This is a genomic window from Pseudoalteromonas sp. HM-SA03, from assembly GCF_002289345.1.
Lineage (GTDB): Bacteria > Pseudomonadota > Gammaproteobacteria > Enterobacterales > Alteromonadaceae > Pseudoalteromonas.
The window spans coordinates 93,817-106,872 of the sequence record NZ_NSDG01000019.1; the positions used below are offsets into that span (position 1 = coordinate 93,817).

The following is a 13,056-nucleotide window of genomic DNA, read 5'->3' on the forward strand; positions in this document are numbered from 1 at the left end:
TATTTGAACATGAAATTATTGCGTTAGAAGTTAAAAGTCATCACCTAAGTATTTAATCTCAATGGCTTTAATCCTTTTTTCTGGAAATTTTTCTAAGAGTGACTCGATGCGCTTTGCCATCGCTTGATTAGCGATGTTGTATCCTATAAATTGCTGCTCAGCATGAAAGGGATGCGGTAGAAAAGTGACTTCAAGTTGATGGCGGCGGATCATCTCTAAAGCCCACACTCTGTCGACTAAAACTGCATCAACTCTATTGTTATTAAGTACGCTAAAAAACCTTTTGCTATCGTCATGATTTTGCTCGTAAAATGAACGCCTGACAATGGCTGCGTTGATTTTTTTCAGCCCTTGTACAGCGGCTTCCGGGTAGCTGTAATCCTCTGAGATCATGATTCTTGGGGCGGCAAGTTGATAAAAATCATCAGGGTTACTGAAACGACCTTGTTTTACCGCAAGTGAGAGCTGCCAGGTGGTAAATGACACATCAATAATTGGAAAGCCATCGGTTTCATCTACATGTAAAGTAAAGTCAAATGTACCATCGGCAACGCCTGCTAAACAGCGACGATAAGGAAGTTCATGAAATGTCACTCGGTAGGGAGTGCCAACAAGTGCTGACTTAATTATATCAACCTCTATGCCTCGGACTTGTGTTTGCTCATTGACAAAGCTGTAAGGCCACCACCGTTCAAAGCAAATATGTACCGCACGACTTTCTGTTTTTGCCTGAGTACAAATACTGGAGAGAGTTAGTAGCAAAATGAAAAAAATGCGCATCGGCAAGTTTATCCTAAATTAACTACTCTAAGGGTAATAATAGAATTGAAAAAGCGCAACAGAGTGAATGTTGCGCCTTATCGTTAAAAGCACGCCTCGGTAAATAAACGGCTTCGTGCTTGAGGTTTTCTGCTCTTTGCTAAAAATAATACCAATTAGTTTTAATGCATGCTCAATTTGAAGGAGCAACTCTGACGCTAACTGCGTTTAAAACTTTTCATTTAGAGCAACTAAATAGAAAGATTTTCTCACCTCAAAATAGGGCACGTAATTAAGTGAATTGGCATAAACATGAAAAGTATGTGGACCTTAAAATTGATAGGTAGCAGAGATACCCATATTGCGAGGATCTACAATACCAACATAGCCGTATTCGTAGCGACGACTGCTTGGCGAAACCAGAGTGTACGCTTCTTTATCAAAAACATTATTTACAAAGGCAGCAATCAGCCAATTATCAATTTCGTAATCGATATTAAAGCGAGACAGCGTGTAATCGCCTGCGATACGCTCTTTAGTGTTACCAATTTCACCGTAGTACTCATCTACTTTAACGGTGCTAAGGCCAATATGCAGCTCATCAGTGAGCCAATACTTGATTGCTAAATTTGCTGTGAAGCCTGGCGCTGAGCTTAGCTCATTGCCATCAAACGCAGAGAATTTTTCGCTGGTATCTTGTATTTCGGTTCTCAATACACCTGCGCCACCTCGAAGCTGAAGATCAGGTGTTAACATTGCAGAAAACTCGAATTCCGCACCGTAGGTGATCACAGTATCCATATTGGAGATACGATATTGTGGATCATTTGCTTGGTAACCGTCGTAATTGTTATAAAATAAATTCGCACTGATATTCAAATCATTACTTAATGCAGATCTCAGACCTAGTTCGTAGGTGTTAACGGTTTCTGAGTCGTAATAATAATATTCTCCAGTTTCCCATTGTAATGCGCCACCCGCACCATTATATCCTCGTCTAGCGCTAAGAGATGCGGTGGTTTTATCATTTACATTGTACTGTAAAACCAGTTTAGGTAAGCGAATTGTTTTGTCTTTATCTAGTAGGGAGTTCAGTACCCCTTGAGCAGTAGTAAAGTGAATATCACGCCATTGTGATTCCTGTTCAATACGTGCTCCGGTGATGATAGTAAAGTCAGGGTTTAGCTTATAGCTTAGTTCACCATATATGGCTTTTGATTTACTATCATCACTGCCGAAATAGTTAGCAAAGCCATCACTATGATAGGTTTGCTCTCTGTCATAATATGCTAAACCAATGAAGCCTGATAAAAGTTCGGTGCTGTAGTTGAGTTTGAACTCGACATTTACATTGTCTTCATTCATCCTCATTACTTGTTCAAATTTTGGGTTAGCTTCATAAGAATCAAAACCGAAATTATAATCCATGGCAGCCATCAAAATTTCGTAATCAACGCTTTGATTTAGTTTGTGATTGATTTTTAAACTAGTCGTTTTTGAATTGGTGTCCATATAACGCTCCCAAGCTGGAATGAAAGCGCGAGGGTCCTTTGCGATATAGTTTGTACGGCCTGTATTTCCTTTTTCAAAAGCAATTGAATGACTAAGAAGTGCCGTTACTCCCTCAAACTGACTAGGTTGCCACAATAATTTAAATCTGGCTTTTTCTGTGTTGAGCTCATTTAGGTCAAATTTTGGCGGATTATCTTTGTACTCAATACTATTGTCATAGTCTTCACCGTCAACGCGTTGACCGGTGATACGAAATGCTAGCTCATTATCAATAAGTGGCCCAGATAGCATGATCGACTTGTCTATATAACTATCTTTATTTCTATAAGCAACCCTACCTGCGCCTTCCCAATCAAAAGAGGGATCTTTGGTCTTTATAAACATTGCGCCGCCGATACTGTTTCGGCCGTGGCTAGTAGATTGTGGCCCTCGGAATACCTCTATTTGTTCTACATCCCACATCCCCGTATCGCCGGTTAAATCAGCCATAAATGGTTCAGCCACACCGTCGGTAATGGTCGAAACTCTTGCTTTAGCACCACCAGAAACACCATTGAATCCGGTCGCCGAACCATTACCTGAAACACCTCGAATGTCTGGTTTTGCACCTGAAAGTACAACTACATTGGCTATTTCAGAAACTGCACTACTTAAACTTAAGTGCGTTAAATCTTTGAGTTGAGACTCATCAATTACAGATACGGAAGAAGCTGTATCTTTTAGACTACGTGCTGTTTTTTCGCCTAATACGATGATTTTTTCAATCGATTCGATTTCTTTTTCATCATCGGCATGGCTGAGGGAGGAAGCGAGTATTGCAGAAACATAAAGAGTTACAAGAGATTTCTTTGTAGAATATGTATTCACCGAGGTGATCCTTTTTACTAATTATAAGTTATTTTTTAGGAGACTGTTGCTAGTCTTTCAATATTCTAAATAAAAATGATTATCACATCAATTGTATTTTGTGTTGCTGAAAATAAAACATTCGCTATAATCTTAATCTCACCTTAACCCTCAATCTAATTGTAAAACGGAGTTTTACCTTGTTTAGTGTGTTTTTTGTTGCTCTTCTGAGCCTTGCAATTACGTTAATTTACTGCACAAACAAGCATCAGCGCTTGTTAAAGCGACCTCTGGCAAACAATGCTAGAGCTGCTGGCTATATTCTTTTGGCAATTACATTCATTCTTGCAATACAAATTTTTGCTGGCGCAGCGGTCGTATTTAGTTGGCTTATCGGTGTCATGGTGCTTACCGCGCTTATTCCTTTCACCATTTTAATACTTTTTAGGAAATCACAATGAGCAGGTTGTCACATGCTGATAAAATTCAGCCTGACTGGTGGGGGAAGACACTTGCAGGTGTCATACTTGGCTTGGCACTAAGCTTTGGGATCGTTGGTCTTTTCGCTTGGGTGGGCAGTGATGGTTTGATGGATACGTTAACTCCTGCAAGACAAAGTTGGCGGACTCAGTTTAGTATGTGGATAATTTCTCCTATCTGGTTGCTCATTTTGAGTTTTGTTTTTATGTTCAAAAACTCAAAACAAGCAGTGCTTTGGCTTGGCGGCGCTAATTTAGTTGTTTACGTTATTTTATTTGTTGTAAGAGGGATGGTATGAAGATCCGCGCCGATATATTAAGGATTTATCAAAATGTACATACTTGGACGGGGGTAACTACAGGTCTATTGCTGTTTATCGGTTTCTTTGCCGGGGCTATCACCATGTTTGCTGGTAGCATCGACAAGTGGTCTACACCTCCTTCCCACCACTTGCCTCAAGTCGACGCTGACCAATATGATGCACTGATCTATCGTGTGCTTGAACAACATCCTGAGGCACTAAATGGTATCAATATTAGTTTTGCAGCAGATCACTCTCCAGTTACTTGGTATGAACAAGGTGGCGCTCGGGGCTTGAGCCTTGATAAAACGCTCTGGCACGGCACTTTAAATGAAGCAGGGGAGCTTGAGGCGCATACCAGCTATATTAATGAACTATCGTCGTTAGTGGATTATCTTCACCGCAGTGCAGGTATTGCGGGGGAAATTGGCCATGATCAGGCGGGGGTTTATGTACTAGGAGTTGCGGCAATTTTGTATTTTATTGCGCTTGTTTCGGGCGTTATTTTCTTATTGCCGAGCTTAGTAAAAAGCTTTTTTGCCCTAAGAGATAAAAAAGGCGCGAGCCGTTTTTGGCTTGATACTCATAACCTAATTGGGATCACTAGCTTACCGTTTCATATCATTATCGCTATCACTGTGATTGTATTCGCATTCCACGATATTTTGTACGATGGACTAGGTAAGTTGTATGGCGATAAGCCGCTTTTTCCGAGTCAAGCACCTTCAGCTATTGAATACAAGGTTGAAAACTTGCCAAAGCTTGAGGTCATTTTGCAAAAAGCGAAAGACTACGCACCTGACTACCAAGTCAAAGGTATAACCTTGAGTCGATTAAATAGCGCAAGGCCCTCTGCGTCAATTCAATTGTTAAGTGATAAACACTTGATGCGTGGCCCAGAAGCTGATTATTTGTTTATGAACCCGTATACATTTGAAGTATCGGCAAGCAGTGTCGCGGATGATGCACAAGGGGTTTGGGGTGCGGTAGTGACCACGTTATTCGGTCTTCATTTTGGTAGCTACGGCGGTGAGTTTGGTCGTTGGGCTTATTTTATTATGGGTATTTTAGGCGCAGTGCTGTTTTATACGGGGAATTTATTGTGGCTTGAGAAGCGCCGTAAGCAAAAGCAGCTAGAGCAATCAAAATCAACCCGAGTGATGGGTAAATTGACTATTGGCGTGGCAATGGGCTCATTATTGGGTGTAGCTGCCGCGTTTGCTGTAACAAAATGGACTGCGTTGACCACAATAAACATCAATGTTGTGTATATGTGGGTCTATTATCTGTGTTTTGGTTTTACCTTGATTGCAGCGTTCGTCATCGGTATGAGTAAAACGGCAATTTGGTCACAAAGGGCGGTTGCCATTTTGTGCTTCTCGTTGCCACTGACTTCAGTCATTGCGTTTGCAATCCCAAGTCTTGGCATTTGGCCAGCGACAGCTTGGTCTTCTATTGGTTTGGAGTTAACCGCTATGATCCTAGGTGTTATTTTTTGGCGAATGGCAGATAAGACAAAGCATAGGGCTTACTATGGCGAAACCAATAGCATTTGGTTTATTGGCCAGCATCAAACCGAATGTGAATTACAAACGCAGTCTGTATAAAAACACGTAGAAAGGAGCAGGTAGCTCCTTTTTACTTACAAAGTGTCATCTATTTTTTCAAATCTGTTATCCTACTCGTTTTGCAATTCTCTACGGAAAAATTATGGAGCTTACAGCCTGGTTAAGTCTTGCTGCTATTTGTGCTTTTGGTGCGATGTCACCAGGCCCAAGTTTAGCGGTTGTCTTGCGTTATAGCCTATTTCATAGTGCCAAACACGGTATTGTCGCAAGCCTTGCGCATGGCTTGGGAGTTGGAATTTATGCCAGTCTAGCAATTTTAGGGTTGTCAGGGCTTATTCATCAATTTCCGATTGTATACCAATTTTTGGTTTACGGTGGTGCCGCCTACTTGGCATGGATGGGGATAAAAATCCTAATGAGTAAGAGCCAAGGGTTAGCGGTATCACAGTCTCAAGTGGCAACGTCGTATGGCAAAGCTGCGCAGGATGGTTTTGCAATTGCATTTTTGAATCCGAAGTTAGCTATTTTCTTCGTCGCACTCTTTTCGCAGTTTATCGACCCAGAAAAGATGACTTTAACGGTAGGTTTTATCATGTGTATCACCGTGCTAACGATAGATGCGTTGTGGTATTTTATTGTCTCAATTTTGAGTGCTTCAGCAAGAGATAAATTCGATTTAACGGCTAAGCGAGCTGTGATTGATAAAATTCTTGGCTGTGCTTTTTTACTGCTCGCCATGCGAGTGATTTACCAATCCTTGTAGCCATTGTAAGCACTTCTTGGTCGGCGCTCTATCTTTGCGCCCATCAGGAATGATCGCATAATATGCATAGGGAGCGGGGATCGCCAGTTCGCGCTTATCAAGCTGAACTAATCGACCACTAGAAATTTCTCTCGTAGCCAGTTTAGGCTCTACTAAACCAATCGCATTCTCGTCTTGTATAAACTGGATCACTTGTGTCATTTCATCGAATGAGATGTGCTCAGCATTGTTCCATTCAATGTCGGTAAAGCTTTCAAACCAATTTGACCAACTAGGCCACTCTAAAGAACCGACGCGACACTTAACTGAACACAACAAAAATTGAGGAAATGTTTTAGGACTTTCCAACAAGGCTTGATGCTGTTGCCAAAAAGCTTCACTACAAACAGCGACAAGACTGGTATTCATCAATTTTTTTATTTCAACAGCTCCTTCCAACACACCATCACAAAAGCGTATCGCAATATCAAAGTCGCTCTGTACCAATGGTCGTATTTTATCCGAAATATCGATTTCAATGTCGATATCAGGATTTGATGATTTAAAACGAGCTAAATTAGGTAACAATAGTTGAGTGGCAAAGCGCGTACTGGCGGTAATGCGTAATGTTTTATTATCTTGGTTGAGCTGCTTGGCTTGCGCTATTGCCGAGTGCATTTGTGTAAGCGACTTAGAAGCTTGTTGGCAAATGAGTCGCCCTTCTTTGGTCACTTCAAGACCTCCACTTTGTCGTGTAAATAACAAAAAACCAAGTCGACTTTCAAGTTGTCTAACTTGGTAGCTCACCGCTGCAGGTGTAAGTCCAAGTTCTTCTGCTACTTTTGAAAAGCTGTTAAGCCGCAAGCTTGCATCCAAGATTTGTAAGAGAGAACCACTCAAGTACTTCATTTAACACCCTGCAAATTAAATTTGTAAGGTTTGCAAAAACTATTCGTTTTTCAAAACCCACTATTTTGGAGAGAATAATACCACACAGAGGTATTTGGACTAGTGAAATGAAAGGTAAGTACTCTACTTTTATCAATGGGAATGTAGCGAAAATAGAGGAGTTGGAAAATCTGGCATTTGCAGGGCATGCACATTTTACTGCAATGCAAATGCGAGAATATGGAGTAAAAGGATTTGAGTTTCATATTGCAAGATTACGACAAGCTTCACAAAAAATATTTTCAATGGAGTTGAAAGAGACGGATGTGGTAGAGCAGCTACAAGCTGCGGTAAAGGAAGCCCCAAAGGATGGCTCAATCTTAATCACGGTATTTAGTTCAGATAGTGAATTTACGCAAAAATCAAAAAATGCGGATCTCAATATTATGATTAAAACAAGTGCTGCACATGATGGTCCAACGGGGTCAATACGTCTGAAATCTTTTGAATATCAGCGCCCACTAGCCGACACTAAACATGTGGGTGAAATCGCAAAGACTCACTTTATGCGTGAAGCAAACAAAGCCGGGTTTGACGACGCACTTTTCGTTCATGACAATAGAGTGTTGGAAGGCAGTATTTGGAATCTTGTTGGCTGGGATGGCGAAGGGTTAGTATGGCCAAAAGGGGCCAAATTGCACGGCACTATGATGCAAATTATAGAAGCAATGGCACATCAAATTGGTATAAAGCAAAGAAGTGCTGATGTTTCATTAGGTGAGATAGCTCAGTTAGAGGGAGTTGCACTACTAAACTCTTGGACGCCTTGTGTTCCGATTGCTGCGCTTGATGGTATACAGCTAAATCTAAACCAAGACTTTTACACATTACTACGAAGGTTACACGATAAGGCGCCAGTGACCAGTTTGGTTTAACTAATCTAATCCCTTGCGCTGTATGTAGTTGTGAAGAATAAATGCTTTGAGTTTTTCGCTATCGGTTTTATTCATTGCAAAGGATACGGCGAGCTCCAGTGGGCTTGCCACCTTTATCGAATGGACGTTTGCGAACAGCGGAATAGGGTCGGCAAGATATAATTTAGCTATCCGACTGATCACATTAATTTGGATAGCACTTGCTTGATAGGGAAAAGTATTAAGCAGTCCACCTGATTGCGATATGGAGACCATATTAAACGGCATCAATTGAGGGGACAATCTAAACCTGACCGGCGTTGATGGGCAAGTACGCCAGCTACGTGGCGCACTAGAGTTAGTGGCTTCCACGATATTAGGTGCTTCTAAGTTGTTGTCTAAAATCTCCATCAATGCCGATAGGTCGCTAAGTGGAAACTCGACCTGCTCGTTGGCATTTTTGGCAACGAGACAAAACTGAGAACTATTTGAAATACTCGCAAGTAACTTTTTAATCTCACTGTGCGTTTGCTGTTTTTGATCCCTAGCTTCCGGCAATAGCGAGCCTGCAACGCGATTACCGGCTAGGGTTCGGTTAATGAATTGTAATTCTTCCTTCGTCAATTTCATGATTAAGCACATCCATTGGGTGGTTGATATTTATACAGCAAGGTTTATACCAAATTCCGCTTTCGTTGCTATTGCGGCGTTTCTTTTTTAAGTACGGGGTTTGCAATTTGTTCAGCAGTAGACTTGTTGCCATTTAGCCTTCAAATAGGGCAACCTAACGTACCTAAGCGGCAATGAATTGCCCATGAAGCTGTACGAGTTATTTAAGAAAATGAAATATTTCCGTGTTCAGTGGCTATTGATATCAATTCATCGGCTGATTATTGAAAATATTTATTTGGAATAATGCTTGCAAAGGTCTAGCACCGAAATTGTTTTTTAGACTTGCCCAATGCCAACGTTTTTAACTGGACATCAAGTATCGCTGATTGAGCCTACTGCACTGAACTTTTCACCTGTAGAGCGAGAGAAATTAGTGATCCCGAGCGCTCATAATCAGCTTATAGCAAATGACAATCACCTTGCTGGTGGGGGGCGTGCTCACACCTTTAAACAAAACTTTATGAATGCCATGAGTAGTGGCTCGTCTAGTGAAACGTCGCAACATGACAAAAGTGAAGCGTTACTGCAGTTCCAATTTGCAGACCACGAAGTTCTATTCGACCTTACAAGCATCGCCTCTCATGAGGAGGCTGCTTACGAAAAGCTCCGAGCGTTGTTGGCTGATATGATGACAAGGCCTGTAAAGGTTGATATCAGCAGTAAAGATCAAGCGCAGCAATTACTGTTTAAAAATTTAGAGTTAGATTTTTTAGCGTACAAGGAGCTCTCTGAGCGGCTGGAAATGTTAGCAAAGCTTGACCATGAAACTGAAAGTCAAAAAGCATTGGCGCAGCAAGATAGAGATCGCATTCGTGCAGTAATTGCAAGTTTACATGCACGCCTAGAGAAGGGCCAAGAGGCGTTACTTGGTGGAACAACATTAAAAGCGTTGGATGTAAATCGCAAAGATTTTGAGCTTGAATTAGATAGCCTATTTACCAGTGTTGGCTTTGATTCGGATATGCCAGTAACTGGCGCGACTTGATTGCCGTGATCATTATTGTTTGCTGGGATTTGTACTTTTTACCAAGTATAAAATGTAGTAGCCCATACCCGAAACTCACCGTTTAAAAAGAACGGGGCTAGACTTTACCTGACATGCGCTTTGTGGAACAAAAGACGGCCGTCAACGTTACTTTTGTTCCACAAAGCGCACGTTCCACTAACTCATGTATGCCCCAAAACGAGCTAGAAAGTTTTGCTCAAAGGGCTAACAACACCGTTTGCGCCTTGCTGTAAAACATGGGTATAAATCTGAGTGGTTTTAACGTCTGAATGGCCTAACTGAGCTTGTACTGTTCTAATGTCTGCCCCACTTTGTAACAGGTGTGTAGCAAAAGAGTGGCGAAAAGTGTGGGGCGTTATAGGTTTTGTTATTTGTGCTTTTTTGGCTGCCTCTTTAACCGCTTTACGTACTCCTGTTTGATGAAAATGATGTCGGCGGATCTCCTCAGTTTCAGGATCTGCACTTAACTTATATGAGGGAAATAGATACTGCCAAGCAATTGACTTATTGGCGCTAGGATATTTTCTTGCTAGTGCGTTTGGCATCCAAACACCTGCATATCGTTCATTCTGGGAATCTAATTTTAAGTATTCATCAGCCTGAGCAATTTGATTTCTTAGCAAAGGTATAAGTTCTGTGGCGAGAGTAACCACCCGATGTTTATTCCCTTTTCCATTCCAGATCCGAATGCACTTGTAGTCAAAGTCAATGTCCTGAACTCGTAGTTGAACAGCTTCCATTACACGTAAGCCGCTACCATACATTAAGCCTGAAATTAAATAATATCGTTTACTTAAAAACGACATGAGACGTTTAACCTCCTCGGGGGTCATAACAATTGGCAACTTAGATTGGCGCTTGCTTCTGATAAACGTTAGATTGGGGCACAAATCCTGTTTAATTATTTGCTTATACAGAAAAGATAATGCATTTAACGCTGTCGCTTGTGTTTTAGGCGACACATTACGTTTAAGTACAAGGTAGTCGAGATATTCGACAACCTCGTTATCGCCCATTTAAGCTGGGTGGCGCTTATCATGAAAATGAATATAGGAAGAAATCCACTTAAGATATGTATCAACTGTTCTGAGCGAATATTGCTTAGTCAGCATAAACTCTGCGATGTGGTTTAGAAATGGTGAACGAGTTCTCATTGAATTAGCTCTAAAAAGAAACTGTATTTATACACAGTGTTGGCGTATTTCTCCTATAGTCAAGAAAACGACCCACTGGGTCGTTTTCATCCTTTTCATAATGATGAAAAATATATCTGTAGCAACAAGTTAGTTATTGTGATAAAACTGGTACAATGAGAATAATGCCCCATGACTCGGTAGATAAACGATCCATTGGGTCGATATTAAATTGTTATATTTTCAGAGGTACTAATCACTTGCAGTACACAAACGAAAACTATTTTATTTATGATGACGTTGAACGCGTCGATTTGCCCAAAGTAAAAGAGCTATTATCAATCTCCTATTGGGCTTCAGAACGGACCATTGATGTAATTGAAAAATCAGTTGAAAACTCGGAATGCTTTTCACTTTACGACGATGAAATTCAAATAGGGTTTGCTCGTGTTGTATCTGATTTCTCAACTTTTGGGTATATCGCTGATGTTATTGTAGACCCCGATTATAGGGGGCAAGGGCTAGGAAAGTGGCTAGTGGAAACAGTGGTAAATGATCCACGTTGGAAAGGTAAGTTTTTAATGTTGGCGACTGATGATGCACATGGTTTGTATCAAAAACATGGCTTCAAGCAAAGTCCAAAGTTTATGGGGTTCTATTAAAAAAATATAACAAAACAAGTCAAGCGGACAATTTTTAGCAGGCTGGTTCCGCTTCGCTTCACATTATAGCCTGCTAAAAATTGCCGTTGCTTGCGGCGTTATGTTTCTAAGATTGCTGAGGTTGAAATTATGAGCAAGGCAACGTTTACCGTGGTAGTAATACGCGACGGTCGGGAGAAGGACTACTATGACTTTTGGGGTCATGACGTACAGAAAAACGAGAGTGGAGAGCAATTGCATTCGGCGTTAGTTGGCTTTACCGAAGACGTAGAGGCGAAAAATAAACAAGAAGCCATTTCTAAAGTTCGTAAAATGCACCCCGGCCTAACAGTTGACGAAGAAGCTACGACTCGCCTTGGTTGAGCAGCTAAAACATGACACATATGAACCTTATCCGGTCAAGTAAGCATAACGATTCTTTTTAGCTGCTTTTAAGCAGCTAATTTGTATTGGCAACGCTTAAACCTGTNGTTATGTCGGTTAGCCATTAAATCGTTTATGGCAAACACATATAGGGGTGTTCGCCGTAATCTCTTATTGCGATCTCATCGCTGCCTAAATCAGTCGATACAACTTATTGTTTAGGGCCACTAGACATTCATCGGTTAACCTGAAAAAAATAGGCGAAAAAAATAGGCGACACCCATTGAAACAAAATAGGCGACACCCATCACTATTAACATCAAAGCTGAGGAGGTGAAGTAAAAAAAGTATGAAAGCACAGTCGTCACTTAGGTCAAAAACGTTTATCGATAGGTTATTTTTTAGCGCTCAAGCGTATCTCTACACTAAAACTGAGTTATCGCGCACGACAACGCGCTGCAAACACAACAGTTAAAAATTTAGAGTTGAAAATTTGAGTTTACTAAGCCAACAAGCGCTCGCAGTTTGTTAGGTTTGTCCGTCGTCGTTTTTGCAGTGTTTCACAGTAAGCGGNTCGCTCTCGACCAACTGCACCGTGGAATACCCGAGAAAATTGCGTAGTGAGTTTTATCCAGTTCTCCGGTTCGATATTTAATCGAGTAAGAATGGGTTGAGACTCAAAGATATAGCCTCGTTTGTCGGCGCGAATACATTGGCCTGTGAGTTCAACCAATTCAATATAGGATTTGAGTTCAAAAGGCAGGCCTTTAGGCATATGTTTTCGTGGGCTGCCAGCAAAGCGNTTTTTGGTTGTTTGCCCAGCTTCGCATGGTCGATGCGCTTTTTGATACTGGTGTAGTCTGAGGTTTCAGGCGTTGCTGCGATTTTGGCTCTAATGGGGTTTAGGTCTACGTAGGCGAGACAAGTGGCCAATGCGGCCTCGTCTAATAATGCTTGGGATTTAAATCGTCCTTCCCAAAATCGGCCTGTGCAGTTATCTTCTATATTTGCTCGGCGGGCGATGTCTTCGTTAAGTACGCGCATAAACCAGCTAATATCTGCGAGTCTTTCTCTGTACTTATCAACCAGCTCATCTAGCATCAACTGCTCCGACTCATTGAGTGGCTCACCTTCAGTAAACTTTTGGCTTATCCAATTGCCTTTAAACAACTTGTGCCACCGTATCACAATCGCTTCATCCGACAGACGC

General features: G+C 41.4%; 11 protein-coding genes and 2 pseudogenes. 7 read left to right on the plus strand and 6 right to left on the minus strand.

The features are described from left to right. Window positions 1-30 precede the first annotated feature (30 nt). Window positions 31-780: an ABC transporter substrate-binding protein gene (locus tag CKO50_RS03515; RefSeq protein ID WP_095727031.1), complete on the minus strand. Its 750-nt coding sequence runs from the start codon at window positions 778-780 to the stop codon at window positions 31-33. A 309-nt stretch (window positions 781-1,089) separates the two neighbouring features. Beyond that, window positions 1,090-3,138, minus strand: coding sequence for a TonB-dependent receptor (locus tag CKO50_RS03520; RefSeq protein WP_095727032.1), 2,049 nt, complete (start codon window positions 3,136-3,138; stop codon window positions 1,090-1,092). Window positions 3,139-3,574: 436 nt separating this feature from the next. On the opposite strand from CKO50_RS03520, the gene CKO50_RS03530 reads away from it, so the two are divergent. The 3 genes from CKO50_RS03530 (at window position 3,575) to CKO50_RS03540 (ending at window position 6,229) form a co-directional block, all read left to right on the plus strand. Continuing rightward, window positions 3,575-3,895: a hypothetical protein gene (locus CKO50_RS03530; RefSeq protein ID WP_095727034.1), complete on the plus strand. Its 321-nt coding sequence runs from the start codon at window positions 3,575-3,577 to the stop codon at window positions 3,893-3,895. Further along, entirely contained in the window at window positions 3,892-5,505 is a 1,614-nt protein-coding gene (locus CKO50_RS03535; RefSeq protein WP_095727035.1) for a PepSY domain-containing protein, read from the plus strand. Before CKO50_RS03530 ends, CKO50_RS03535 begins: the two co-directional genes overlap by 4 nt. 103 nt (window positions 5,506-5,608) lie before the next feature. Further along, complete coding sequence (locus CKO50_RS03540) at window positions 5,609-6,229, plus strand: LysE family translocator (RefSeq protein WP_095727036.1); 621 nt, start codon at window positions 5,609-5,611, stop codon at window positions 6,227-6,229. Here CKO50_RS03540 and CKO50_RS03545 read toward each other — a convergent pair. After that, window positions 6,191-7,117 carry a LysR substrate-binding domain-containing protein gene (locus CKO50_RS03545; protein ID WP_095727037.1) on the minus strand — a complete coding sequence of 309 codons (927 nt, stop codon included), beginning with the start codon at window positions 7,115-7,117 and terminating at the stop codon, window positions 6,191-6,193. The two genes, CKO50_RS03540 and CKO50_RS03545, sit on opposite strands and share 39 nt — an antisense overlap. Window positions 7,118-7,224: 107 nt before the next feature. Here CKO50_RS03545 and CKO50_RS03550 point away from each other — a divergent pair, with 107 nt between their 5' ends. After that, window positions 7,225-8,031, plus strand: coding sequence for an aminotransferase class IV (locus tag CKO50_RS03550; RefSeq protein ID WP_095727038.1), 807 nt, complete (start codon window positions 7,225-7,227; stop codon window positions 8,029-8,031). Here CKO50_RS03550 and CKO50_RS03555 read toward each other — a convergent pair whose 3' ends face one another. Continuing rightward, entirely contained in the window at window positions 8,032-8,640 is a 609-nt protein-coding gene (locus tag CKO50_RS03555; RefSeq protein WP_095727039.1) for a hypothetical protein, read from the minus strand. It lies immediately after the preceding gene. 331 nt (window positions 8,641-8,971) lie between these two features. Here CKO50_RS03555 and CKO50_RS03560 point away from each other — a divergent pair, with 331 nt between their 5' ends. Beyond that, the gene (locus tag CKO50_RS03560) at window positions 8,972-9,667 is read left to right on the plus strand and encodes a hypothetical protein (RefSeq protein ID WP_095727040.1); all 696 of its coding nucleotides are present in this window, start codon (window positions 8,972-8,974) and stop codon (window positions 9,665-9,667) included. A 203-nt stretch (window positions 9,668-9,870) separates the two neighbouring features. On the opposite strand, the pseudogene CKO50_RS03565 reads toward CKO50_RS03560, so the two are convergent. Continuing rightward, window positions 9,871-10,842, minus strand: a pseudogene (locus tag CKO50_RS03565) (integron integrase). Window positions 10,843-11,081: 239 nt separating this feature from the next. Here CKO50_RS03565 and CKO50_RS03570 point away from each other — a divergent pair. Further along, window positions 11,082-11,483, plus strand: coding sequence for a GNAT family N-acetyltransferase (locus CKO50_RS03570; RefSeq protein ID WP_095727041.1), 402 nt, complete (start codon window positions 11,082-11,084; stop codon window positions 11,481-11,483). Between the two features lie 129 nt (window positions 11,484-11,612). Then, on the plus strand, window positions 11,613-11,846 hold the full coding sequence (locus CKO50_RS03575; protein ID WP_095727042.1) for a hypothetical protein: 234 nt from the start codon (window positions 11,613-11,615) through the stop codon (window positions 11,844-11,846). A gap of 502 nt (window positions 11,847-12,348) precedes the next feature. Here the strand turns inward: CKO50_RS03575 and CKO50_RS03580 are convergent. Continuing rightward, window positions 12,349-13,056: pseudogene (locus CKO50_RS03580) on the minus strand (transposase); the annotation flags it as partial.

Excerpts from the sequence above, each read along its gene's own strand:
- CKO50_RS03515 (WP_095727031.1), bottom strand. The coding sequence starts at position 780 with ATGCGCATTTTTTTCATTTTGCTACTAACTCTCTCCAGTATTTGTACT.
- CKO50_RS03530 (WP_095727034.1), top strand. The coding sequence starts at position 3,575 with ATGAGCAGGTTGTCACATGCTGATAAAATTCAGCCTGACTGGTGGGGG.
- CKO50_RS03535 (WP_095727035.1), top strand. The coding sequence starts at position 3,892 with ATGAAGATCCGCGCCGATATATTAAGGATTTATCAAAATGTACATACT.
- CKO50_RS03540 (WP_095727036.1), top strand. The coding sequence starts at position 5,609 with ATGGAGCTTACAGCCTGGTTAAGTCTTGCTGCTATTTGTGCTTTTGGT.
- CKO50_RS03545 (WP_095727037.1), bottom strand. The coding sequence starts at position 7,117 with ATGAAGTACTTGAGTGGTTCTCTCTTACAAATCTTGGATGCAAGCTTG.
- CKO50_RS03550 (WP_095727038.1), top strand. The coding sequence starts at position 7,225 with ATGAAAGGTAAGTACTCTACTTTTATCAATGGGAATGTAGCGAAAATA.
- CKO50_RS03555 (WP_095727039.1), bottom strand. The coding sequence starts at position 8,640 with ATGAAATTGACGAAGGAAGAATTACAATTCATTAACCGAACCCTAGCC.
- CKO50_RS03560 (WP_095727040.1), top strand. The coding sequence starts at position 8,972 with ATGCCAACGTTTTTAACTGGACATCAAGTATCGCTGATTGAGCCTACT.
- CKO50_RS03575 (WP_095727042.1), top strand. The coding sequence starts at position 11,613 with ATGAGCAAGGCAACGTTTACCGTGGTAGTAATACGCGACGGTCGGGAG.